The sequence below is a fragment of the Streptomyces sp. NPDC000151 genome, assembly GCF_040301705.1.
Lineage (GTDB): Bacteria > Actinomycetota > Actinomycetes > Streptomycetales > Streptomycetaceae > Streptomyces.
In genome coordinates this window covers 67,015-90,656 of record NZ_JBEPFC010000013.1, presented here as the reverse complement: position 1 = coordinate 90,656, position 23,642 = coordinate 67,015, and the positions used below count along the sequence as shown (strand labels likewise).

Sequence of the window (23,642 nt, the reverse complement as noted above, 5' to 3'; positions counted from 1 at the left end):
ATGAGGTCGGGCACCGGCACGTCGTGGTCCGCCGTCCGGCCGGACCCGCTCCACCGGGTGAGGATGCGGTCGCGCTCCTCGGGGCCGAGCAGGGGCAGCCGGCCGGCCGGCGCCTCGGCGGGGACGCGGGTCAGCGCGTCCAGCAGGTTCAGGTAGTGCCCGGCCAGCCGACGGGCCGTCGCCGCGTGGAACAGGTCGGTGTTGTACTTCAAAGCACACGTGAAGCGCCCGCTCGCGGGCTCCTCGTAGGCGGCTAGCGTCAGCTCGAACTGCCCTTCTTGCTCCGGCAGTTGGATTTTCTCCACTCGGTGCCCGGCCAGTTCTTCGCCGAGCTGGTGGGTGAGCAGGACGAACATCGCCTGGAACACGGCGGAGCGGCTGGCGTCGTGCGGCAGCCCCAGCTTCTCGACCAGGAGGACGAACGGGTACTCCTGGTGGTCCAGGCCGCCCAGCACGGTGTCGCGGGTACGGGCCAGCAGTTCACCCACCGAAGGGTCGCCGGCCAGGCTGACGTGCAGCGGCAGCGGATTGACGAAGTAGCCGTAGACCGGGGCGTCTTCCGGGTGGGTGCGGCCGCTGACGGGGCTGCCGACGACGATGTCGTCCTGGCCCGAGTAGCGGTGCAGCAGCAGGTAGTACGCGCTCAGCAGGACCATGAAGGGCGTGACGTCGTGGCGGCGCGACAACGCGTGCACCCGTGCGCCGAGTTCGGCGTCGATCTCGAAGAACTCGGAGGCGCCGTGGTGGGTGGCCACCGCGGGACGGGGCTTGTCGGTGGGCAGCTCCAGGTCCGGGATCCGCGCGGGCAGGTGCGCCCGCCAGTAGTCGAGCATGTGCTGTGCCTCGGGCCCGGCGAGCAGGCTGTGCTGCCGGTCGAGGAAGTCCAGGTACCGGGCCGGCAGCGGCGGGAGCTCGGCGGGTCTGCCGTGTCGCAGTGCGTCGTAGAGGGTGAACAGCTCCTCGACGAAGGTGAAGATGGAGTGGGCGTCGGAGACGATGTGGTGGACGGCCTTGAGGACCACCCACCGGTCCGGCGCGAGCTTGAAGAGGCGGAGCCGGACCAGCGGGTCACGCGTCAGGTCGTACGGCCTGCGGTACTCATGGACCAGCCGCTCGCGTACGGCGTCCCAGTCCTCGCCCTGTACGTCGAACACGGCCGTGTCGGCCCGCGCCTCCGGGGAGACGCGCTGCACGGGCCGCCCCTGCTCCGCGACGAAGGTGGTGCGGAGGCACGGGTGCCGCTCCACCAGGAGGCGGAAGGCGGTGCGGACCAGCTCCGGGTCGAGCTCGCCGTGCACCACCATCGCGCCGCCGATGTTGTAGGCGTGCGCATCCGGGTCGAGCTCCCGGAGGAACCACAGCGCCTTCTGGTTGTAGGTGAGGGGGTACTGCTGTTCCTCTTCGGGATGCTCCGCTTCGGGGCGCTGATCTCCGGTGCGCTGTTCTTCGGTGTGCTGCTCGATCGCGGGCGCGGCCTCGGACTCGCCGGCCGCCAGCAGCCCGTCGTACAGCCGGTTGGTCAGCGCGTCGACCGGTTCGCCGCTGAGGAGTGCCACCACCGGGAGTGTGACGCCCAGCTCGGTGCCGGTCCTGGCGCGCAGCTCCATCGCCAGCAGGGAGTCCAGGCCCAGCGCGAGCAGCCCGGCCGCCGGGTCGACGCGGTCCTGCGGCACGCCCAGTACGGCGGCGACCAGCTCGCCGAAACGTTGCGTGATCAGGTGGCGGCGGGCCTCCTCGCCCTCGGCCGCGTGGAAGGCGTCCAGGAACGTGCCGCGCGCGGCGGTCGCCGGGGCGTCGGCGGCGGCCGCCGCGAGGTCGGCGACGAGCGGGGGCGGCGTTGCGTACCAGGCGGTGGCGGTCCGCCAGTCGGTCACGGTGGCGACGGCGAGCTGGGCTCGCTCCTGGCCGATGGTGCGCTCCAGTACGGCCATGCCGGCGGCGGGCGAGAGCGGGCTCATGCCGCGTGCCGTGCGGTAGTGCTCCGCGAGGCCACGCTCCTCGATCATGCCGGCGTCCCAGGGGCCCCAGGCCAGGCTGAGCGCGGGCAGGCCGCGGGCCCTGCGGTGGTGGGCGAGCGCGTCCAGGAAGGCGTTGCCGGCCGCGTAGTTGGTCTGCCCGGCCGTGGTCAGCAGAGCCGCGATGGAGCCGAAGAGGACGAAGTGGTCGAGCGGTTCGTCGCGCAGGTGATGGTGGAGCAGCCAGCCGCCGGCCACCTTGGGACCGTACCCGGCCTCGAACGCCGCCCGGTCCATCGCCGGCACCAACGCGTCCCTGACCTCTCCGGCCAGGTGGAACACCCCTCGGATAGGCTGGAGTTGGCGGCCTCGGCGGTCGGCCAGCCAGTCGGTCAGCGCCGCCTCGTCGGTGATGTCCAGCGGGGCCGGGACCGGCTGGGCACCGAGCGCCTCCAGCTCCTTGAGGAAGGCGATCCGCTGCCCGGCGGGGCTGTCGGGGTCGACGCGGTGCCACTCCGTGCGGTCGGGCAGCGGGGTCCTGCCCACGAGGATCAGCCGGCGGGCGCCGCGTTCCACGAGAGTGCGGCAGAGCACTTGGCCGAGCGCGCCGAACGCGCCGGTCACGAGGTAGTCCGCATCGGGGCGGAGCCGCAGCGGCAGCGGGCGGGTGAGACCGGCGGGCGGGCGGAGCCGGCTGGTGCGACGTTGGCCGTCGCGCAGTGCGATCTCCTCGTCGTCGGTGGTGGCTCGGCCGCCCCCGGTGGCGAGCTCGCGCCAGAGTGCCTCGGCCTCCCCCTCGGCGGGCTCGGCCGGGAGGTCGATCAACTTGCCGCGCTGCGCGGTGAGTTCCTGCTGCCACAGAACCCTGCCGAGGCCCCAGGCCGCCGCGCCCAGCGGTTCGACGGGGTCGCCGGCGGCCACGGCCTGAGTGCCGCGGGTGACGATGTACAGCCGGGCGCCGGGCTGCGCGTCCGGCAACACCTGCGCGAGGCGGACCAGCGAGTACGCGCCGAGGCCGGTGCACCGGGCCAGTTCCGTACGGGTGACCTCGTCCAGCGGTGGCAGGTCCAGGTTCCAGAGGTGCACGACGGCGTCGAAGGAAGCGTCGAGGTCGGCGAAGAGGCGGGTCAGGTCCTCGGCCGAATCGGGCCGGACCGTGGATTCCTCCGGGCCGTGCGCATACCTCGTACCGGGGCGCACCAGGTGGCAGCGTCCGCCGCGGGCGCGTGCGAACCCGGCCAGCCGCTCGGCGAGGGGGCCCGCGTCGGCGAGGATCAGCAGATCGCCGAGGCCGTCCGCATCCTCCGGAAGGCTGTCGGCGTCGGTCCAGACGACCTCGGCCAGCCAGTTGTCGATCGTGCTCAGGCCGACCGAGGCGGAGGCACGTTCGACGTCCGCCGCGCGGAAGCCGGTGATCCGGCCCAGCGGCGCGCCGTCCTCCGTGTACAGCGCGAGATCGCCGGTGATCTCGTCGGCGTCCTGACCGGTGAGGGTGGCGTGCACCCAGAAGGGACGGTCGCCGACCGGGTCGAGGCGTACCTCGGCGATCGCGAGCGGCAGGCGGATGCCGCCGGACGCGCGGTCGTCCTCGGCCGATACGGACGTCAGTTGGGTCGTCAGCAGCGTCTGGAAGGCGGCGTCGAGCAGGGCCGGGTGGCAGTGGCTGTCCGCCGCGCCGCCGGTGAGCCCGGCCGGCGGCCGGATCCGGGCCAGCGCCTCGCCGGGTCCGGTCCAGACCTCCTCGATGCCTTGGAACGCCGGGCCGTACTCGTACCCCTGCTCGGCCAGTGCCGCGTACGTCTCGGGGCCGGACAGCCGGCGGCTGGTGCGGGAGCGGACCGCGTCCGGGTCGAGAGCGGGGCCGGGGCCGCGGCGCTGGCCCGTGCGGACGACGCCGGTGGCGTGCACGGCGGGGTCGGCAGCGCCCGTCGCGACGGTGAAGCCCGCGCTGTCCGGGTCGAAGGAGAACTGGACCGCCGTCGGCCGCGCGTCGTCGAGGAAGAGCGCCTTGGCCAGCCGGATGTCGGCCAGCACCGCCGGGCCGCCGCCGGTCAGCGCCCGTACCGCCTGCGCCGCCATCTCCAGATAGCCCGCGGCGGGGAAGACGGTGTTGCCCTGGATGCGGTGGTCCGCCAGGTACGGCAGCTGTTCGGTGTCGAGCCGGGCCTCCCAGGTGGGCCGGGGGTGTGTGGTGCGGCGGCCCAGCAGCGGGTGGTCGAGGCGGCCGAGCCGGAGCTGCGCGATGCCCTCGGGCTCGGCCCAGTACCGGTCCCGGCGCCAGGGGTAGCGGGGCAGCGGGACCACCCGGCCGCCCGGCTGGAGGGCGCCCCAGTCCAACTCCACGCCGAGCGTGTGCAGTTCGGCCAGGGTGCGGTGGAACCGTTCGACGTCGTCCTCCTGGCGGTGCATCGAGGCCAGCGTCCGGCCTTCGGTGCCCTTCCCCTCCAAACACTCGGCGATCGAGTGGCCCAGGACCGGGTGCGGCCCGATTTCCAGGAAGAGGCGGTGGCCGTCCTCGGCGAGCCGGTCGACGGCCGCCCGGAAGCGGACCGGCTCGCGGACGTTCTCCCACCAGTACGCGGCGTTCAACCCGCCTCCGGCCACGGCTTCCTGGCGTGCCGTCAGGTACAGCGGTAGCTCCGGCGGGCGCGGCTTGAGGTCCGCCAGCGCCGCCAGCAGCTCCTCCCTGATCGGGTCCATCCGCACGCTGTGGTACGGGACGTCGACCGCCAGGAAGCGGGCGAAGATCTGGTCCCGTTCCAGGTCGGAGGCGAGTCCGCGAAGTGCGTCCGCGTCTCCGGAAAGGGTCACGCCGTGGGGGCTGTTGACCGCCGCGACCGACACCCGGTCGCGCAGCGGGCGGACGCGGCGTGCCGCTTCGGCCTCGGTCAGCCCGACGGCGAGCATCGTGCCGGTGCCGGCCAGCCGGTGCTGGAGTCGGCTGCGGTGCAGGATGACCTTGACGGCGTCCGACAGGGTGTAGACCCCGGCTTCGTAGCACGCGGCGACCTCGCCGGTGCTGTGGCCGACCACGGCGTCGGGCCGGACGCCGTGGCTGCGCCAGAGCGCGGAAATGCCGGTCTGGAGCGCGAAGTTGGCCGGCTGCGCGAGCCAGGTCTCCCCCATCCTCGACGCGGCCTCGTCCTTGGCGAGTTCGTCCAGCAGGGACCAGCCGGCCTGCGCACGGATCTCGCGGTCGCACGCCTCGACGGCCGCGCGGTACACCGGTTCGGCCGTCAGCAGCCGGCGGCCCATGCCCCACCACTGCGGCCCCATACCGGTGAACACCCAGGCCGCGCCCCGGCGTTCGCGCTCGCGGCAGTGGCCCGTGACGACACCCGGATGCTGCTCGCCCCGCTCGTACGCGGCCAGCGCCTCGTCCAGCGAGTCGGGCGCCGCCGGTGAGTACGTCACCGCGAGCCGGTGCGCATGGTGTTCGCGGCGGTGGGCGAGGGTGTGGCCGACATCGGCGAGATCGGGCGGCGTGCCGTGCGCGCCGGAGAGCTCGGCGCGGAGACCGGCGGCGAGTGCGCGCAGGCCGTCCGGGTGGCGTGCGCTCAGCGGCAGGATCGTACGGCTGCGCTGCGGCGGTTCGGGCCGCGGGGCCGCCTCGGGGGCCGGTGCTTCTTCCAGCAGTACGTGGGCGTTGGTGCCGCCGAAGCCGAAGGAGTTGACGCCGGCCCGGGCCGGCCCGTCGTGCGCGGGCCAGTCGACCAGCCGGTCCGGGATCTCGAAGGGCAGCGTGGCCGCGTCGAGGGCCGGGTTGAGCCGCTCCAGGTTGAGGTGCGGCGGGATCTTCCCGTGCTTCAGGGACAGCACGGTCTTGATCAGCCCCGCGATGCCGGCGGCGGCCTCGGTGTGCCCGATGTTGGTCTTGACCGAGCCCACGTAGCACGGGGCGCCGGGCGGGCGGCCCGCGGACAGGACGCGGCCGAGCGCCCGGGCCTCGATCGGATCGCCGACGGGCGTGGAAGTACCGTGTGCCTCGACGTACTGCAGGCTGCCGGGCGCGACGCCCGCCTCGGCGCACACCTTCCGTACGAGGTCCACCTGGGCGTCCTCGCGCGGCACGGTGATGCCGTTGGTCCGCCCGTCCTGGTTCACCCCGCTGCCGAGCACCACGGCGTGCACCGGGTCGCCGTCGCGCACCGCGTCGGCCAGCCGTTTCAGTGCCACGACGGCGACGCCCTCGGCACGTACGTAGCCGTCGGCCGCCGCGTCGAAGGCGCGCGACCGGCCGTCGACGGAGAGGAAGCCGCCCTTGGTCTCGGCGATGGTGTACTGCGGCGCGCTGTGCAGCAGTGTGCCGCCGGCCAGCGCGAGGTCGGTCTCGCCGCGCAGCAGGCTCTGCCGGGCGAGGTGCAGGGCGACGAGGGAGGAGCTGCAGGCGGTGTCGAGGGAGACGCTGGGGCCGCGGAAGTCGAAGGCGTGCGAGACGCGGTTCGACACCATCGTCATCATGGTGCCGGTCGCGGTGTGTGCCGCCAGGAAGTCCGGGTCGGCGAAGTGCAGGATCTTGTAGTCCAGCGTGAACGCGCCGATGAACACGCCGATGTCGCGGCCCGCCAGGCCGGCCGGGCGCTGGCCGCCGTCCTCCAGGGCCTCCCAGGAGACCTCCAGGAGCTTGCGCTGCTGCGGGTCGAGGTGGGCGGCCTCGCGCGGGCTGATGCCGAAGAACGCCGGGTCGAATTCGTCGAAGCCGTCGATGTACCCGCCGCGGCCGCCGACCAGCCGCCCGGGCTTGGCCCGGTCCCGGCTGCCCAGGGTGGTGACGTCGTACCGGTCGGCCGGGGTCGGGACGATGCAGTCCCGGCCCTCGGCCAGGTTCCGCCAGAACGCCCGGTGGTCGTTGGCGTGGCCGGGCAGGCGGCAGCCGATGCCGATGATGGCGATCCGGTCACGGGCGGAATCAGGCATTTGACTCATAAGCGCACGATAAGGGGCGCGTGCGGCACATCTCGGCACTCTGCCTGACGACACGTCAGGTCAGCTTGTCGGACAGTCGGCCCGATACCCCCGACCTGTTCCGCGCGGGGCTGCCCGACGACACTCGGCACGGCGTACGCACACAGCGGGGGATGGCACGTGGACGGCGACAGGGCATAACCTGATCGCTGCAGCTGGTTCGCCCTGTCCGCCAGGCAGGCGCGTCGTAAGAGGGAACCCGGTGGGAATCCGGGACTGCCCCGCAGCGGTGAGCGGGAACGACCGCCGTCATACGCACTGGATCCGACCGGGTCCGGGAAGCGACGGCCAGTAGGTGTCTACCTTCGGGTGGACGTGCTCGTGAGTCCGAAGACCTGCCCGTTGCCCGCACGCGGCCCCCGTCGTGTGCGGTCCTTCCGGTGACCTCGAGGGCGGGTCGGCGTACAGCAGGGACGCGGCACACGAGTGCGTGGCGTCCCGTCCGCTGTGCACTCCCTTCGCGCTCTCGCCCGTCGCCGGGCGCTCGGAGACACGCTCGCGAAGGAGAGCAACGTGACCAGCAAGAACACCGCCACGGCCGTACGGGCCACCGTGTACGGCTATCCCCGGCAGGGGCCGGACCGGGAACTGAAGAAGGCGGTCGAGGGGTACTGGAAGGGCCGCGTCACCGCCGACGCGCTCCGGGAGACCGCCGCGGGACTGCGCCGCTCCGTCTGGGGGCAGCTGGCCGAGGCGGGCCTGCACGAGGTACCGACCGGCGACTTCTCGTACTACGACCACGTGCTGGACACCAGCGTCATGGTCGGCGCGATCCCCCGCCGGCACCGCGCCGCCGTCGAAACGGACGCCCTGGACGGGTACTTCGCCATGGCCCGCGGCACGCAGGACGCGGCGCCGCTGGAGATGACCAAGTGGTTCGACACCAACTACCACTACCTGGTGCCGGAGCTGGGCCCCGACACCGTCTTCGCCGCCGACTCCCGCAAGCAGGTCGCGGAGCTGAGCGAGGCCCGCGCGCTCGGCCACACCGCACGCCCCGTCCTGGTCGGCCCGGTCACCTATCTCCTGCTCGCCAAGCCGGCCCCCGGCGTGGACCCCGGCTTCGAGCCGCTGACCCTGCTCGACCGGCTGCTGCCCGTCTACGCCGAGGTCCTCGCCGACCTGCGCGCCGCCGGTGCCGAGTGGGTCCAGCTGGACGAACCGGCGCTCGTGCAGGACCGCACCCCGGCCGAACTGAACGCCGCGGCCCGCGCCTACCGCGACCTCGGCGCCCTCACCGACCGCCCGCAGCTCCTGGTCGCGACCTACTTCGGACGTCTCGGCGAGGCCCTGCCGGTACTGGCCAAGGCCCCCGTCGAGGGGCTGGCGCTGGACTTCACCGAGGCCGCGGCCGGCAATCTGGACGACCTGGCGGCGGCCGGCGGCCTGCCCGGCAAGCGGCTGATCGCGGGCGTCGTCAACGGCCGCAACGTGTGGATCGACGACCACGGGAAGTCACTCGCCACCCTCGGCACCCTGCTGGGCCTCGCCGACCGGGTGGACGTGGCGGCCTCCTGCTCGCTGCTGCACGTCCCGCTGGACGCGGCCGCCGAGCGCGACATCGACCCGCAGATCGCCCGCTGGCTCGCCTTCGCCCGGCAGAAGACCGCCGAGCTGGTCACCCTGGCCCGCGGGCTGACGCACGGCACCGGCATCATCGCCGCCGAACTGGCCGCCAACCGCGCCGACCTCGCCTCCCGTACCGGCGCCGCGCTCACCCACGACCCCGCCGTGCGCGCCCGCGCCGCGGCCGTCACCGCCGCCGACTGCCGGCGCTCCCAGCCCTACCCCGAGCGGTCCGCGGCCCAGCGCGCCCACCTCGGCCTGCCGCCGCTGCCGACCACCACCATCGGCTCCTTCCCGCAGACGTCCGCGCTGCGCACCGCACGCGCCGATCTGCGCGCGGGCCGGATCGACGAGGACGCGTACGAGGAGCGGATCGCGGCGGAGATCCGCGAGGTCGTCGCGTACCAGGAGAAGGCCGGGCTCGACGTCCTGGTGCACGGCGAGCCGGAACGCAACGACATGGTGCAGCACTTCGCCGAGCGGCTGACCGGCTACCTCGCCACCCGGCACGGCTGGGTCCAGTCCTACGGCACCCGCTACGTCCGCCCGCCGGTGCTGGCCGGCGACGTCTCCCGCCCGGAGCCGATGACGGTGCGCTGGACCCGGTACGCGCAGTCGCTCACCGGGCGGCCGGTCAAGGGCATGCTCACCGGTCCCGTCACGATGCTCGCCTGGTCCTTCGTCCGCGACGACCAGCCGCTCGCCGACACCGCGCGCCAGGTCGCGCTGGCGCTGCGCGACGAGGTGGCCGACCTGGAGGCGGCGGGCACCTCGGTTGTCCAGGTGGACGAGCCGGCGCTGCGCGAGACGCTCCCGCTGCGCGCCGCCGACCACGCCGCCTATCTGGCCTGGGCCACCGAGGCGTTCCGGCTCGCCACCGGCGGCGTGCGCCCCGACACCCAGATCCATACGCACATGTGCTACGCGGAATTCGGCGACATTCTCCCGGCCATCGACGACCTCGACGCCGACGTGATCAGCCTGGAGGCGGCCCGTTCCCACATGCGGGTGGCCGGTGAGCTGGCCGCCGCCGGTTATCCGCGCGAGGTCGGCCCGGGTGTGTACGACATCCACTCACCGCGCGTCCCGGACACCGACGAGATCGAGGCCCTGATCCGCGCGGCGCTGACGGCCGTCCCCGCGGAGCGGCTGTGGATCAACCCCGACTGCGGCCTGAAGACCCGGGGCTGGCCGGAGACGCGCACCTCACTGGAGAACCTGGTCGCGGCGGCCCATCGCGTCCGCCGGACGCGCACGGCGCGGGAGGACACCGCCTGACGCCTTCGAGGGCGCTGCCGGACTCAGCGATGCGCGCACCGACCTCGGTACCGGGGCGTGACTCGTGGGATGCTGGGGCCTCCATGGATCATGGCGAGCTTCGGGAGAGTACGGCAGCGTGATAGCAGCGACACGGCGGGCCTCCATCCGCACCTGGGACCGCTTCGCGGCGTCCGACCCGGGACTGCTGCGGCTGATGGCGGGGCTGCGGACGGTCGGCGCGATCGTGCTGGCCCTCGCCGTCCTCGCGCTGCTCGGTACGGACGTCACGCACATGGTCGCGGGCGCCATGGCGGCCATGGTCGCCACCTTCGCGATCAAGGAGAAGGAGGTGCGCGGCCAGGCCGTCACGCTCGCGTGCGGCCTGCCCGTCGCCCTCGCCGCGATGTCGCTGGGTGCGCTGCTGCACACCCGGATCATCGCCGGTGACGTCTTCTTCGTGCTGCTGATCTTCGGCGCGGTGTACGGGCGGCGGTTCGGCGACCGCGGCACGGCCCTCGGCCTGATGGGCTTCCAGGTCTACTTCGTCTCGCTGTTCGTCCAGGCCACCGTCGGCGCGCTGCCGGAGCTGTATCTGACGCTGGCCGTCGCGTTCGCGTGCAGCGCCGTCGTCCGTTTCGCCGTCGTACCGGAGACGCCCCAGCGCACCCTGGGGCGGCTCCGCGAGGCGTTCCGGGCGCGGCTCGCGCAGCTGCTGGCGGCCCAGCTCGAGCTGCTGGACGCCGGCCCCGACGACCTGGACAAGGTCCTGGACACGCTGCGGCGGCGCACGGCCCGGCTGCACGAGGCGGCCCTGATGATCCAGGGCCGGCTGGAGGAGGGGACCCGGGACGAGGCCACGGCGGCGCGGCTGCAGCGCCGCATCGCGGACGCCGAGATCGCCGCCGAGCGGCTGGGCGTGATCCTGCTGAACGCGCGCAGCGCCGAGCGTGCCGACACGATCACGATGCACCTGCCGCACGCGCCGGTGCCGGTCGCCGCCGACCGCGCGCCGGGCGAGGACGCCGAGACCCGCACCCTGCGCCGGGACCTGGGCGCACTGCATCTGCTGATCGCGCGCCGCGGTGCCGACGACCGCGGCATGGCCCTGGCCCACGTACGGAACCGGCTGCTCGGCTACCGCGACGAGGACAAGCTGCCGGCCGCCTCCCCCGCCGTCCAGGACGTCTTCCGCGGCATCGGTGAGGCCGCGCGCGCCGTGCTGGGTCTGCGGCTGGCGCTGGACGGGCCGCAGGACGCGTCCGACGACACGCCCGCGACGGCCCGCTCCCGCGAGGAGTTCGACGCCGAGGACGTCGCGATGGGCAGTCTCGAGGGCGCGTCGGAGGAGCAGGAGGCCGACGAGCGCACCGGGCTGAAGCGGCCCACCACCCGGGCCGCCTTCCAGGTCGCGGTGGGCTCGACGCTGGCCATCATCGGCGGCGAGTTCCTCTCCAGCCAGCGCTGGTACTGGGCGGTGCTGACCTGCTGGGTGGTCTTCCTCAACACCGCGTCGACGGGCGAGATCCTGGTCAAGGGGTACCGCCGGCTGGTGGGCACGATCCTCGGCGTGGTCGCCGGTGTCGCACTCGCCGGGCTGGTCGGCAACCAGACCTGGCTCGCGTTCGCCCTCGTACTGCTCTTCATCTTCGGGATGTTCTTCACAGCGCCGCTGTCGTACGCGCTGATGTCCTTCTGCGTCACCGCGATGCTGGGCCTGCTCTACACGCTGCTGAACACCTACAGCCTGGCCGTGCTGGTGCTGCGCATCGAGGAGACGGCGCTCGGCGCGGCCTGCGGGATCATCGCCGCCGTGCTGGTGCTGCCGGTGCACACCGACCGCCGCACGGACGAGCTGCTGGGCACGGTGCTGGAGCGGCTGAGCGACGTGGTGACGGCCGCGGTAGCGCAGCTGAGTGGCGGTCCCGCCGCCGACCTGCTGGACAAGGCGCGCGACCTGGACTCGGCGCTGGACGATCTGCGTGCCTCCACGCAGCCGCTGACGCATCCGATCACGCCGCTGCGGGGGCGCCGGCAGACCGCCCGCTATCTGGTGGCGCTGCTGGAGACCTGCGCGTACCACGCCCGTTCGCTGGCGGCGACGGCCGAGCTCGTGCCGTACAGCAAGAACGTCGCGGCCGACCCGCGGCTGGAGCGGGCCGGCCGGCGCATCGCCCGGAACATCGACATCATCGTCGCGCGCGTGGTGGACGAGAGCACCCGCGGCGAGGTCTCCTCCGGCGCGAGCATCGCCTCGGTACTGGAGGCGAACGGCACGAACGCGCTGCCCTCGGGCACGGTGACCTTCCGCGTCCTGCGTCACCTCCAGCGCCTCGACGAGGGCGTGATCGGCCTCGCCCGGCCGCTGGAGGTCCCGGTGTCGGGCCGCAATGTGGGCACGACCGGCTGAGAGCTCCCCGGCCCGCCGCCGTCACGCCCGGCTCAGCAGCTCCCTCACCAGTGCCCCCACCTGCTCCGTCTCGATGAGGAAGCCGTCGTGGCCGTACGGCGACTCGATGGTGCGGAGCCGGTCGGCATCGGGCAGGGCGGCCGCCAGCTCCGCCTGCTGGGCGAGCGGGTAGAGCCGGTCGGAGTCGACGCCCGCGACCAGCGCCGGCATCCGGGCCCGGCGCAGCGCGGCCGCCGTGCCGCCCCGGCCGCGCCCGACGTCGTGGCCGTTCATCGCGTCGACCAGCGTGACGTAGCTGCCCGCGTCGAAGCGGCGGACCAGCTTCGACGCGTGGTGGTCGAGGTAGGAGGCGACCTGGTACCGCCCGCCCTGCCAGGGGTCTTCGCCGGGCTGCGGCGTCTGTCCGAAGCGCGCTGCCAGCTCCGGCTCGCTGCGGTACGTCACATGGGCGATGCGGCGCGCGACGCCGAGGCCGTGGTGCGGGCCGCCGCCCGGTGGCGCGTCGTGGTACCGCCCGTCCCGCCATCCTGGATCGGCACGGATCGCGGCGGTCTGGATCGTGCCCCAGGCGATCTGTTCGGCGGAGGACGCGGCGGGGCAGGCGAGCGCGAGCAGCGCGCCCGTGCGCTCCGGGCGGCCGACGGCCCACTCCAGCGCGCGCATCCCGCCCATGGAGCCGCCGATGACCGCGGCCCAGCGCCGGATGCCCAGCGCGTCGGCGAGCGCGGCCTCGGCGGCCACCTGGTCGCGCTGGGTCAGGTACGGGAAGTCCGGCCCCCACCGCTCGGTGGCGGTACGGAGGGAGGCCGGGCCGGTACTGCCCTGGCAGCCGCCCAGTACGTTCGGCGCGACGACGTACCAGCGACTGGTGTCCAGCGGCGCGCCGGGCCCGATCAGCGCGTCCCACCAGCCCGCGGTCGGGTGCCCCGGACCGGCCGGCCCGGCGGCGTGACTGTCGCCCGTCAGCGCGTGCAGCAGCAGCACGGCGTTGCCGGCGTCCGGTGCGAGCCGCCCCCAGGTCTCGTACGCGATCCGTACGCCCTCCAGCGCCCCGCCCGCCTCCAGGGGCAGCGCCCGTGGCAGCGTCACCCAGGCGCGGCGGCCTGGCGGGTCCCCCTCCCGCCAGGCCCCGGTGGCCGGCGGGAGGGAGACCGTGCTCGCCGCTGCGCCCGGGCTCAGGACGCCGCCTTCGCGGCCCGGAACCCCGCCTCCAGGTCGGCCTTGAGGTCATCGGCGTTCTCCAGGCCGACCGACAGGCGCACCAGCCCCGGCGCGGTGCCCGTCGCCGCCAGCTGCTCCTCGTCCAGCTGGCTGTGCGTCGTGGAGGCGGGGTGGATGATGAGGCTGCGGACGTCGCCGATGTTCGCGAGGTGGCTGAAGAGGCCGACCGCGTCGACGAACCGCTTGCCCGCCTCGACGCCGTCCCGCAGCTCGAACGCGAGCACGGCTCCGGCGCCGCGCGGCAGATAGCGCCGCCCCGCCTCGTACCAGCGGTTGGAGGGCAGGCCCGGGTAGTGCACGACGGACACCTCGTCGCGCCGCTCCAGCCACTCCGCGAGCGCGAGCGCGTTGGCGGTGTGCCGCTCCAGGCGCAGGCTCAGCGTCTCGACGCCCTGCAGCAGCAGGAAGGCGGAGTGCGGGGAGAGCGCGGGTCCGAGGTCGCGCAGCAGCTGTACGCGGAGCTTGGCGGCGAAGGCTCCGGGGCCGAGGTCGGGCCAGTACCGCAGGCCGTGGTAGCTGGGGTCGGGCGTGTGGAAGTCCGCGAACCGCTCGGCGTGCGCGCCGAAGTCGAAGGTGCCGGCGTCGACCACGACGCCGCCGATCGTGGTGCCGTGCCCGCCGAGGAACTTGGTCGCGGAGTGCACGACGATGTCCGCGCCGTGCTCGATGGGCCGCAGCAGGTATGGGGTGGGCACGGTGTTGTCGGCGATCAGCGGCACCCCCGCCTCGTGTGCCACGTCGGCGACGCCGCGCACGTCCAGGACGTTGCCGCGCGGATTGCCCAGCGTCTCCGCGAAGAACGCCTTGGTGGTGGGGCGGACGGCGGCCCGCCACGCGTCGAGGTCGTCCGGGTCGTCGACGAAGGACACCTCGATGCCGAGCCGCGGGAGGGTGTGCCGGAAGAGGTTGTACGTACCGCCGTAGAGGGAGCTGGCGGCGACGAGGTGGTCCCCGGCACCGGCCAGGGTCAGGATCGCCAGGGTCTCGGCGGCCTGCCCGGAGGCGAGCGCGACGGCGGCGACGCCGCCCTCCAGCGCGGCGATCCGCTGCTCCAGTACGTCCTGGGTGGGGTTGTGGATCCGGGTGTAGATGTTGCCGGGCTCGGCGAGCGAGAACAGGTCGGCCGCGTGCTGGGTGTCCCGGAAGACGAACGACGTCGTCTGGTAGATGGGCGTGGCGCGGGCGCCGGTGGCCGGGTCGGGCACGGCGCCCGCGTGGATCTGCCGGGTCTCGAACGACCAGCCGGCGCCGGGGTCCTGCCGGGCGCCGTCGTTCGGGGTGTGTCCTGCGGTCACGGAGTCGATGGGCTGGCTGCTCATGTCTGGCCTCACACGCTCGGGGGGGCGGAACCGGCGGCGGCAGGGCCCTTGCCGCACTCGTTCATGGACCGGTGCCAAGGACCGTAAAACGCTTTCCGGTTCGCCTGAAAGGCCGTCCGGCAGGTGGCCACGAACCTGCAATACCGGCCATGCGGCGGCAATGCGGCGGACATGTAAGCCCCCCGGTCTCCTCTCCGGCCCATGGTGCAAAGTAGTGGCGGGGGTTACTTGCTGCCCTCCAACTGCCGTGGGGCGTGGGAGTTCGGGCTTTTGCCACTCTGCGGTCCGGGCAAGCCGCAACCGGATCGCCATACGGAGGACGCCCACACATGCATACGCCACCATCGCCGCCCGGCGAAGCGCGGACCGACGGATCGTCCGTCCGGATCGGCGCTCTCGTTCCGCTGACTCGGCCCGGCTGGGTCGGGGCGGGCCAACACCTGCTCGCCGGGCTCGAGTTGGGCGTTCGCGAGGTCAACGACGCCGGCGGGATCGTCGGAAGACCGCTCGAGCTGGTGGTCCGGGACACCGCGGCCGATCCGCAGCGGGCCGCGGCGGCCGTGGAGGAATTGGCTCGCCTGGGCGTGGCCGCCTTGGCGGGCGAGTATCACAGCGTCGTCGCTCGCGCCGCTGCCGCCAGGGCCGACGCCCTCGGCCTGCCCTTCCTCTGCTCCTCAGCGGTTCTAGACGCGCTCACCGAGCAGCCGACGGATGTGGTCGCACGCCTCGCCCCGCCGCAGTCCCGCGGCTGGCAGGTCTACGCGGACTTCCTCCTCGGCGCGGGCCACCGTCGCATCGCCGTAGCAGCTCAGCCGAGTGTCTACTGGGCAGCCGGTACCCGCATTCTGCGGGACTATTTCGCCGCACACGGCGGCACCGTCACCGCACTCGACATGAGCGCGCTCACCCCCGCCGCCGCGTGCGACGCACTCGTCGACAGTCGCGCGACAGCCCTCCTTCTTCTGGTCGGCCACCCGGAGCCGGCGGTGTCGATCGTCAAGGCTGTCCGCAGCGACCAGCGCCTCGCCGGGATCCTGATCGGTGCTCCGGCCGGGCAACCGGAGTTCGCCGAATGGGCGACGTCGCTGGGCGACGACAGTGCCGCGATCCCGTTCTTGCGCTATCTACCCGAGCGTCTCGGCCCACTCGGCGCACGGGTCGAGACGGCCCTCCGCGAGCAGTTGGCCGAAGCGCCCTCCTTCGTCGCCTTCGAGGGCTACGACACGGTCGCCGTCCTCGCTGATGTGCTGCGTTCTCGCGGCACGGACCGGGCGCATACTGCCGCATCCTGGCCGCGCGTTGCGGTCGAAGGCACCCGCGGGCGGATCCGGTTCTCCCGCCTGCCGGGCATCAGCGTGTGGCAATGGGCCAGTACGCCCATCCAAGTCGTCGATCGAGATCCGGCGGAACCCGATCGCTTTCGGACCCTGCACACCGGCTGAGAGAGAAAGCACGAAGGGCCGACGGCAGGGACGCGGGGGCGGACCTCGGGGGTGGGCCGCGTGGCTGCGCAATCTATCCCTGGGCGGTGGGGCGCACCACGATGTCGCCCACATCGACACCGTCCGGCTGCTCGATGGCGAAGGCGATGGCGCGGGCCACCGCGTCCGGCGAAAGACCGATCTCCAGCAGCTTGTCCGCCTGGTCCTTCACGGCCGGATCCATGCGCTCCGTGAAGTCCGTGCGGACGGCGCCGGGCGAGACGACCGTCACGCGCAGGCTGTCGCCGGCCTCCTGGCGCAGACCCTCGGAGATGGTGCGTACGGCGTTCTTCGTACCGGCGTACACCGCCTGGAGCGGCACGATGCGCAGTCCGGCGGTGGACACGGTGTTGATGAAGTGCCCGAAGCCCTGCTCCCGGAAGACGGGAAGGGCCGCGGCGATCCCGTACAGGACCCCTTTGAGATTGACGTCGATCATCTCCTCCCAGTCCTCGACGCGCAGGTCGTCCAGGCGGGAGAGCAGACCGACCCCGGCATTGCTGACGAGGACGTCGAGCTTGCCGTACCGCTCGCGTGCCAGCTCGACGAGGGCGGCGAGGTCCCCGCGTCGCGTCACATCCGTACGGGCCCAGGCGGCCTCACCGCCGGCCTTTTCGATGCGGGCGGCCAGGGCCTCAAGACGCTCCGGACGGCGTGCCCCGAGGACGATCTTCGCGCCGCGCTCGGCGAGCAGAAGCGCGGTCGCCTCGCCGATGCCGCTGCCGGCGCCCGTGATCGCCACGACCTTGCCTTCGATTCCCGACATGATGGGCGTCCTTCCGGAAGAGGAATGAGGGCAGGCCAGGGCCATGCCCTACAGTGAAAGCGGAGGCGCCGCCACTTCGTCCGACTCTAAGTGGCGGCTCCTCCACTTAGCAATGGTGATGAGGAGAGAGCCGCTGATGGCCCGAGACGCAGGACGCCCGTTGCGGGCTGACGCGCAGCGCAACCGGGAGAAGATCCTGGCCGCCGCGGTGCGCGTGTTCACCGAGGAGGGACTCGACGCGCACTTCGAGCGCATCGCCAGAGAAGCGGGCGTGGGAACCGGCACCCTCTACCGCAACTTCCCGACCCGGGAGGCCCTGATCGAGGCGGCGTACCGCAACGAAGTGGCCATGCTGTGCGACGCCGTCCCCGGCCTCCTCGCGGCGATGCCGCCGTCCGAGGCCCTGCGCGCGTGGACTCGCCGCTTCATCGACTACGCCACCGCCAAACTCGGCATGGCCGACGCCCTGCGCGCCGTCGTCGCTTCGGGAACCAACCCCTATGCCGACAGTCACGAGATGATTCAGGCCGCCCTCTCCTCCCTCATGGACGCCGGTACCGCCGCCGGGACGATCCGGTCCGACATCAGCCCGACCGACATGTTCGCCGCGCTCGCCGGCATCGCCCTCACCTCGGCCGAGCCCGAGCAGCGAGAGCAAGCCGAACGCCTCCTCGACCTCACCCTGGACGGACTGAAAGCCGTACCGCAGCGGCTTCCCGAGGACTGACCGCAGCACCCGGACGTCACCGAAGCGTGCGGCTCCCCCGGCTCGCGGCCGGCACGCGGGGCTCGTCGGACGAGCGGTCCGGGACGGGGCTCGAACGGGGGCGGCCGGCCGCGGCCGCGGCCGCGGGCAGACGGAACGCCCAGTCCAGCCTCGGTTCCATCACCGGGCGGAAGAAGCGGCGGACCGGGGGCGAGGTGAGCGCCAGCGCGAGGGCGACGCCGAAGGCGGTGACGGTCAGTTCGCCGGTCGGGGTGTGCCAGAAGGGCGCGTCGAACCAGCCCTTCCAGGCGGCGGTGCGCACGAAGAAGCCGTGCAGCAGATAGGCACAGAGGGTGCCGGCGCCGAGCGGGGTGAACCACGTGCGGCGGCGCGGCACCCAGGCCAGGAACGCCACCGCGAGGACCAGCGAGCAGGCGGTGGTGGCCAGCGTCATGGCCATCCCGACCGGCCAGGAGACGTGCAGGTCCTCCCAGCTGTGGTTGTGCATGGCCCACTGGGCGGTCATCCGGCCCTTGGCCCAGTACGCCATCACCGCGCCGCCCGCCAGCACCGGTACCGAGGCGATCCGCACCCACCGCGTCCGCAGCAGCTGCCAGTGCTCGGGGCGCAGCACGAGGCCGATCACGAAGAACGGCAGGAACTGCAGGACGCGGGCGAGGTTGAGGACGCCGCTCAACGGGGTGGCCGCGCCGATCAGCGCGACGGCGAGGGCGAGGCCGACCGCGACGTACCAGCGCAGCGCGCGCCACACCGGGGCGGTGAGCCGCCATACGAAGAGCGCCGCGAGGAACCAGGTCAGGTACCACGGGGAGAGCAGGCTGAGGTCGTTGTGCCGGCCGTCGACGGCGTTGCCGTAGAGCGTGTACGCGGCCTCGAAGACGAGGTAGGGCACGGCGACCCCGGTGATCAGCCGTTTGCCCTGCTCGGGCTTGAAGGCGAAGCTCCGCGAGAAGTAGCCGGAGATCACGATGAACAGCGGCATGTGGAACATGTAAAGGAACAGGTACCCGGACCACACGGCGTGGCTGTCCTTGAGCGGCTGCCAGGCGTGCCCGGCCACGACCAGGACCATGGCCAGCAGCTTGGCGTTGTCGAAGAACGGATCGCGTCCCGTGCCCTGCATGTCCGGCGAGCGCTGTCCCACGTGACCTCCTCAGCGATGACCGCGGCACCCTCCCGCTGTCCCCACCGCTTCCACCGGTCACCGTGAGCGGGACGGCCCACCCTCCTCCTACACGTTGTAGGGCACGACCCTAGGGGCCGATGGGGCGCGGCGTCGAATGCCGTACGGAGGTGGAGGCGGAGGGCCGCCCGGCGCCCCGGCTTCCCGGCTTCCCGGCTTCCCGGCTTCCCGGCTTCCCGGCTTCCCGGCTTCCCGGAGGACGGCATCCGGCCGTGCGGGGCGGCCGCCGGGGCGTGACACTGGCCGCATGGACTGGTACCCCCTGCGGCTGACCACGCCCGTGAAGCAGCACGTCTTCGGTGGCCGCGCCATCCCCGACCGGCTCGGCCGCGGCGGGCTCCCCGAGGGGCCGGTCGCCGAGACCTGGGAGGTCAGCGACGTGGAAGGGGAGAGCGCGCGGATCGGCAACGGCGCGCTGGCCGGGTGGACCCTGCGCCACTTGACCCTGGAGCATCCGGCGGAGCTGGTCGGGCGCGACTGGCACGGCCCCCGCTTCCCGCTGCTGACCAAGTTCATCGACGGCCACCGCCCGCTCCCGGTCCACCTCCACCCCGACGACGCCGCGGCCCGCGGCAAGGAGGACGAGCCGAACGGCAAGACCGAGGCGTGGCACATCCTCGACGCCCCGCCCGGCGCCACCGCGTACGCGGGTGCGCACCCAGGGGTGGACCGCGCGCGGCTGCGGCAGGCACTGCTCTGCCAGGACTTCGCCTCCGTACTGCGGCGGCTGCCGGTCCGCGCGGGCGACACCCTGTACGTACCGGCGGGAACGCTGCACCGCTTCGGGCCCGACACGCTGGTGTACGAGATCGAGCAGACCTCGGACCTGCAGCAGCACGCGATGCGGCACCGGATGGAGGACGGTTCGCCGCTGGACGAGGCGGAGTGGCGGGCGAACATCGAGGCACTGCTGGACGAGTGGAAGCCGGAGCCGCGGCCGGAGTTCCACCCGGGGCTGCGGCTGCCGTCGCCCGACGGCGTCGAGGGCCGGATGCTCTGCGCGGGCCCGTACTTCGCGCTGGAGCGGTGGCGGACGCGGCACACAGGGACACCGCTGGTCCGCTCGTTCGACACCGCCGTCGTGCTGAGCAACGCCGGGCCCGCGGTGACCATCGCGTACGGAACGGGGAGCGAGCCGCTCGGGCGGGCCGAGACGCTGCTGCTGCCCGCGGCGCTCGCGCGGGTGGAGATCCACGGCCCGGCGGACGTCCTGCTCGGTTACCTGCCCGACCTCGACCGGGACGTCCGCACCCCGCTCCGCGCCGCGGACCACGACCCGGCCGCGATCGCCGCGCTGGGCGAAGGCCTGGAGGGCTAGCGGGCGCGGGCTAGAGGGCTGGCGGCTCCCCCGGCGCCTGACGCCCATCCGGCACCGAACACGCGAACACGGGAGCGGTTGTTCCCCAGAACGCGTGATCACCCGCCAAAGCGCTTTCCTTGGTTGCCTGAGGCAGGCGATTCTTACGGGGCGCAAGCGACGGGCTGCAGACCGTTACAGCGCCGCTTCCGGCCGAAGTCCCTTTCCGGAGCGGGAGCGTGTCCCAGAAACGCATCATGCACAAGGAGAACGACGAGATGAACTTCCTCACCAACCTGCTGGCCGGCGTCGTCCACTTCGTGGGTTGGCTCGTCTGACAGAACCGCACGACCGGGCGCCGCTCCTCCCCGTCCCAGGGAGGAGCGGCGCCCGCCGTTGCGCCTAACCGGCAGTCTCGTACTGCCCCACCTCGCGGAAGTGGCGCAGGGTTTCCGGGGAGCCGTCGTCGAGGGCGGCGTTGGCTGCGGCGCGCAGGGAATCACTGATATTCGGGTCCGCGAGCAGGCGAGCTGTGTAGACGGCGTCGTCTTCGGCTTGGGCCAGCCGGTAGCCGGTCTCCAGCCAGGCGCGCATCTCTTCGGGGGAGCCGTTGTCGAGGAGCTTGTTGGCCTCCTCGATAACTCGCTTGTCGTTGTTCTGCGTTGCTCCGTAGAGGATGCGGGCGATGGCGACCCGGTCGTCCTCGGCCTGAGCCAGCCGGTAGCCGGTCTTCAAGAAGGTGCGCATGTCGTCCACGGTGCCGTTGAGTGCCTCATTGGCCTCTCGGGCGACCCCCCGGCCGCTGTCCTCGTCCGCCAGGATGGCGGCGATCGCGGCCCGCAGTTCGTCCTCCGACATCTCGTCCACCGGTGTGTCGGACATGGTCGCCGCGGTGGTGGCGACCGGGGCCGGCGCCGAACCGCCGGCGAACGCCGGGGCGGTGAAGAGGAGGGCCGGGGTCAGGGCAGTGGCCACGACGAGCAGAACGGCACGCGTCGGTCTCATGGAAATATGCCTCCGTGTTCGAACTTGGGTTATGAGATTCAGATATGACGCCAGGTAGGCAGATGATCCCCCAGCACCGGACGCTCCGGTAGCCACATGCCCACAGCATCCGGGTCCGGCATGGGGCCCGGTCCGTGGGGCGTGGGAAGGCGCTGGTCATTTCTCCTTCAGGCCCGCGACCATCGCCGCGACCTGATTGCGGGAGCTGAAGCCGAGCTTCGAGAGGATGTGTTCGACGTGTGCATCCGCCGTGCGCTTGGAGATGACCAGCCGCTCGGCGATCTGGCGGTTGGCGAGCCCCTCGGCGATCAGGCGGGCGACCTGCCGCTCGCGCGCCGTGAGGGGGCCGAGGGGGCTGCCGTCCTCGGCGCCCTTGGGGCCGCGGGAGCGTCCGCTGGCCACGTCCACCAGCTCCTCGACGGAAAGCCGCGCCCCCTGCGCGTACATTTCGGTGAAACGCTCGGCGCCCAGGCTGAGCATCAGCGTGCGCTCGATGTCGTTGTGCAGGCGCGTCAGACCCCGCTGGGACCACAGGAGCGTGCCGACCTTGCGCCACAGGGCCCCCGCGCCGCCCAACAGCACGGTGCCCAGTGCGTGCTCCCCTTTTGTGCAGGCCACCCAGGACAGGTACTCCATCACGGCGGCGAGCTCCATCGTCTCGCCCTGCTCGACGATGGAGGGCAGCACGGACTGGCCCAGTTCGCGGCTGCGGTCCGGCTCGCCCGCCGCCCACAGGCACAGCACCTGCATGATCAGCAGATAGTTCCGCACCCAGCGCTCCTGGGGGATGTGCTCCAGCGCCCGCAGCCCCTGCTCCACCTCCTGCAGGGCCCGGGCGTGATCGCCGCGCGTGGCGTGGATCGCCGCGGTGTCGGGGCGGCCGGCCGCCAGCAGAAACAGGTCGTCCGCCGCCGCGAGCTGCTCTCTCGCCTGCTCGTACAGCGCGAGTGCCTCGTCCGTGTCCCCCCACAGGGCCGTGTCGAACGCCTCCATGAGCGCGGTTCGGGCTCGCAGGAAGTCGTCGTCCAGCTGCTCGGCGACCGCCCGGCAGCGGCCGACCAGTTCGCGGGCCGCCGTGTCGGCCTGCAGCAGCCCGTACATGCAGCCGTGCCAGAGTGCCTTGCCGTACTCGGCCGTCACCTCCTGCTCGGCCGCGAGGGCCTTGTCCGTCCAGCGGCGGGCCTCCGTCAGCCTGCTCTTGCCCAGCCACAGCCCCCACAGGCCGTTCACCAGCCGCAGCGCCGCCTCGTCCCCGGGGCGCGCGACGGCGCAGTCCATGGCCGCCCGGAAGTTGTCGAGGTCGGCGGCGAGCCGCTCCCCCCACCGGACCTGGTCGTCACCCAGCCACTCCTGGCCGGCGCGGGTGGCCATCCGCAGGAAGAAGTCCAGGTGGCGCCGCGCGTAATCGTCGGTACGGCCGCTTCGCTGCAGCCGCTCGGCGCCGTACTCCCGGAGCGTGTCGAGCATCCGGTAACGGTCCTCCTCGACGCCGTCGGCGCGCTGCACCACCGACTTGTCCACCAGGGCGAGGAGTACGTCGATCACGTCGGCGCCGTCCAGCTCGTCGCCGAAGCAGACCTCCTCCACCGCGGCCAGCGTGAAGCCGCCCGCGAAGACCGACAGCCGTGCCCACAGTTCCTGCTCGTGCGGCGAGCACAGGTCATGGCTCCACTCGATGGTGGCGCGCAGCGTCTGATGGCGGGCCTGCGCGGACCGTACGCCCGTCAGCAGCTGGAAGCGGTCGTCGAGGCGGCGCAGGATCTGTTCCAGGGAGAGCGTGCGCAGCCGCACGGCGGCGAGTTCGATGGCCAGCGGCATGCAGTCGACGCGGCGGCAGAGCGCGACGACCTCGGCACGGTTGTCGTCGCTGACGACGAAGGAGGGGCAGGCCGCCCTGGCGCGGGCGGCGAACAGCGCCACGACGTCGCTGGTGCTCTCCGTCGCCTCCGGGTCCGGCTCGGGCAGCGGCCCTACCGGCAGTACGTACTCGCCGGCCAGCGCCACCGGCTGCCTGCTGGTCAGCAGCAGGACGAGCCGGGCCGAGCTGTGGACGAGGATGTCGGCGAACATCGCCACGGCGTCCACGAGGTGCTCGCAGGTGTCGAGCACCAGCAGCGCCCGCTTGTCCGCGAAGTACTCGATGAGCTGGTCCATCGCCGACTGGGCCACGATCTCGGGCAGGCCCGTCGCGGAGGCGACGGTGTGCGGCAGAAACTCCGCATCGCGCAGGCCACTGAGCTCGGCGACGGTGACGCCGTCGGGGAAGTCGACGCTCAGCTGCTGTGCGGCCCGCAGGGCGATACGGGTCTTGCCCACTCCCCCGGGCCCGGTCAGCGTGATGACCCGCGCCAGCGCGACGGCCTGGCCGACCGCGGCGAGTTCTGCCGCACGGCCGACGAAACCGGTGGGCTCATGCCGCATACTGCCCCTGGCCCACTCCCATTGCGCCACGGGGACAGTGTCCTCCCGTAACGTACAAGTCCCCCACGG

12 protein-coding genes and 1 riboswitch are annotated in these 23,642 nt (G+C 72.8%); of the genes, 5 read left to right on the top strand and 7 right to left on the bottom strand.

Going from position 1 to position 23,642, the window contains the following annotated elements; translation table 11 throughout:
• Window positions 1-6,881, bottom strand: a 6,881-nt coding sequence (locus ABT381_RS06890) for a condensation domain-containing protein (protein WP_351588821.1), incomplete at its 3' end; no start/stop codon positions are given.
• 178 nt (window positions 6,882-7,059) lie between these two features.
• A riboswitch (cobalamin riboswitch) is annotated at window positions 7,060-7,277 on the top strand.
• A gap of 156 nt (window positions 7,278-7,433) precedes the next feature.
• On the opposite strand from ABT381_RS06890, the gene metE reads away from it, so the two are divergent.
• Window positions 7,434-9,764, top strand: coding sequence for a 5-methyltetrahydropteroyltriglutamate--homocysteine S-methyltransferase (gene metE, locus ABT381_RS06885; RefSeq protein WP_351588819.1), 2,331 nt, complete (start codon window positions 7,434-7,436; stop codon window positions 9,762-9,764).
• A 196-nt stretch (window positions 9,765-9,960) separates the two neighbouring features.
• Entirely contained in the window at window positions 9,961-12,153 is a 2,193-nt protein-coding gene (locus ABT381_RS06880) for an FUSC family protein (protein ID WP_351588836.1), read from the top strand.
• Window positions 12,154-12,174: 21 nt separating this feature from the next.
• Here ABT381_RS06880 and metX read toward each other — a convergent pair whose 3' ends face one another.
• On the bottom strand, window positions 12,175-13,332 hold the full coding sequence (gene metX, locus ABT381_RS06875; RefSeq protein ID WP_351588833.1) for a homoserine O-acetyltransferase MetX: 1,158 nt from the start codon (window positions 13,330-13,332) through the stop codon (window positions 12,175-12,177).
• Entirely contained in the window at window positions 13,329-14,693 is a 1,365-nt protein-coding gene (locus ABT381_RS06870) for a bifunctional o-acetylhomoserine/o-acetylserine sulfhydrylase (protein WP_351588816.1), read from the bottom strand. The genes metX and ABT381_RS06870 overlap by 4 nt, the downstream gene beginning before the upstream one ends.
• 329 nt (window positions 14,694-15,022) lie before the next feature.
• Between ABT381_RS06870 and ABT381_RS06865 the strand changes: the two genes are divergently transcribed.
• On the top strand, window positions 15,023-16,135 hold the full coding sequence (locus ABT381_RS06865; RefSeq protein ID WP_351588813.1) for an ABC transporter substrate-binding protein: 1,113 nt from the start codon (window positions 15,023-15,025) through the stop codon (window positions 16,133-16,135).
• A 73-nt stretch (window positions 16,136-16,208) separates the two neighbouring features.
• Here the strand turns inward: ABT381_RS06865 and ABT381_RS06860 are convergent, their stop codons facing one another.
• The gene (locus ABT381_RS06860) at window positions 16,209-16,940 is read right to left on the bottom strand and encodes an SDR family oxidoreductase (RefSeq protein ID WP_351588810.1); all 732 of its coding nucleotides are present in this window, start codon (window positions 16,938-16,940) and stop codon (window positions 16,209-16,211) included.
• A 136-nt stretch (window positions 16,941-17,076) separates the two neighbouring features.
• Between ABT381_RS06860 and ABT381_RS06855 the strand changes: the two genes are divergently transcribed.
• Window positions 17,077-17,667 carry a TetR/AcrR family transcriptional regulator gene (locus tag ABT381_RS06855; RefSeq protein ID WP_351588807.1) on the top strand — a complete coding sequence of 197 codons (591 nt, stop codon included), beginning with the start codon at window positions 17,077-17,079 and terminating at the stop codon, window positions 17,665-17,667.
• 16 nt (window positions 17,668-17,683) lie between these two features.
• Here the strand turns inward: ABT381_RS06855 and ABT381_RS06850 are convergent, their stop codons facing one another.
• Window positions 17,684-18,811, bottom strand: a complete 1,128-nt coding sequence (locus ABT381_RS06850; protein ID WP_351588805.1) for an acyltransferase family protein — start codon at window positions 18,809-18,811, stop codon at window positions 17,684-17,686.
• 286 nt (window positions 18,812-19,097) lie between these two features.
• Between ABT381_RS06850 and ABT381_RS06845 the strand changes: the two genes are divergently transcribed.
• Window positions 19,098-20,168 (top strand): type I phosphomannose isomerase catalytic subunit, encoded by a 1,071-nt coding sequence (locus ABT381_RS06845; protein WP_351588803.1) that lies wholly within the window; start codon window positions 19,098-19,100, stop codon window positions 20,166-20,168.
• Window positions 20,169-20,549: 381 nt separating this feature from the next.
• Here the strand turns inward: ABT381_RS06845 and ABT381_RS06840 are convergent, their stop codons facing one another.
• Both ABT381_RS06840 and ABT381_RS06835 read right to left on the bottom strand, forming a co-directional pair.
• Window positions 20,550-21,152 carry an ALF repeat-containing protein gene (locus ABT381_RS06840; protein ID WP_351588800.1) on the bottom strand — a complete coding sequence of 201 codons (603 nt, stop codon included), beginning with the start codon at window positions 21,150-21,152 and terminating at the stop codon, window positions 20,550-20,552.
• 156 nt (window positions 21,153-21,308) lie between these two features.
• Window positions 21,309-23,573: an ATP-binding protein gene (locus ABT381_RS06835; RefSeq protein ID WP_351588797.1), complete on the bottom strand. Its 2,265-nt coding sequence runs from the start codon at window positions 23,571-23,573 to the stop codon at window positions 21,309-21,311.
• Between the last annotated feature and the right edge of the window lie 69 nt (window positions 23,574-23,642).

Bases quoted from the DNA above. Each gene is read 5' to 3' on its own strand.
- ABT381_RS06835 (WP_351588797.1), bottom strand. From the start codon at position 23,573: ATGCGGCATGAGCCCACCGGTTTCGTCGGCCGTGCGGCAGAACTCGCC.
- ABT381_RS06865 (WP_351588813.1), top strand. From the start codon at position 15,023: ATGCATACGCCACCATCGCCGCCCGGCGAAGCGCGGACCGACGGATCG.
- ABT381_RS06860 (WP_351588810.1), bottom strand. From the start codon at position 16,940: ATGTCGGGAATCGAAGGCAAGGTCGTGGCGATCACGGGCGCCGGCAGC.
- ABT381_RS06870 (WP_351588816.1), bottom strand. From the start codon at position 14,693: ATGAGCAGCCAGCCCATCGACTCCGTGACCGCAGGACACACCCCGAAC.
- ABT381_RS06840 (WP_351588800.1), bottom strand. From the start codon at position 21,152: ATGAGACCGACGCGTGCCGTTCTGCTCGTCGTGGCCACTGCCCTGACC.
- ABT381_RS06855 (WP_351588807.1), top strand. From the start codon at position 17,077: ATGGCCCGAGACGCAGGACGCCCGTTGCGGGCTGACGCGCAGCGCAAC.
- ABT381_RS06880 (WP_351588836.1), top strand. From the start codon at position 9,961: ATGGCGGGGCTGCGGACGGTCGGCGCGATCGTGCTGGCCCTCGCCGTC.
- ABT381_RS06845 (WP_351588803.1), top strand. From the start codon at position 19,098: ATGGACTGGTACCCCCTGCGGCTGACCACGCCCGTGAAGCAGCACGTC.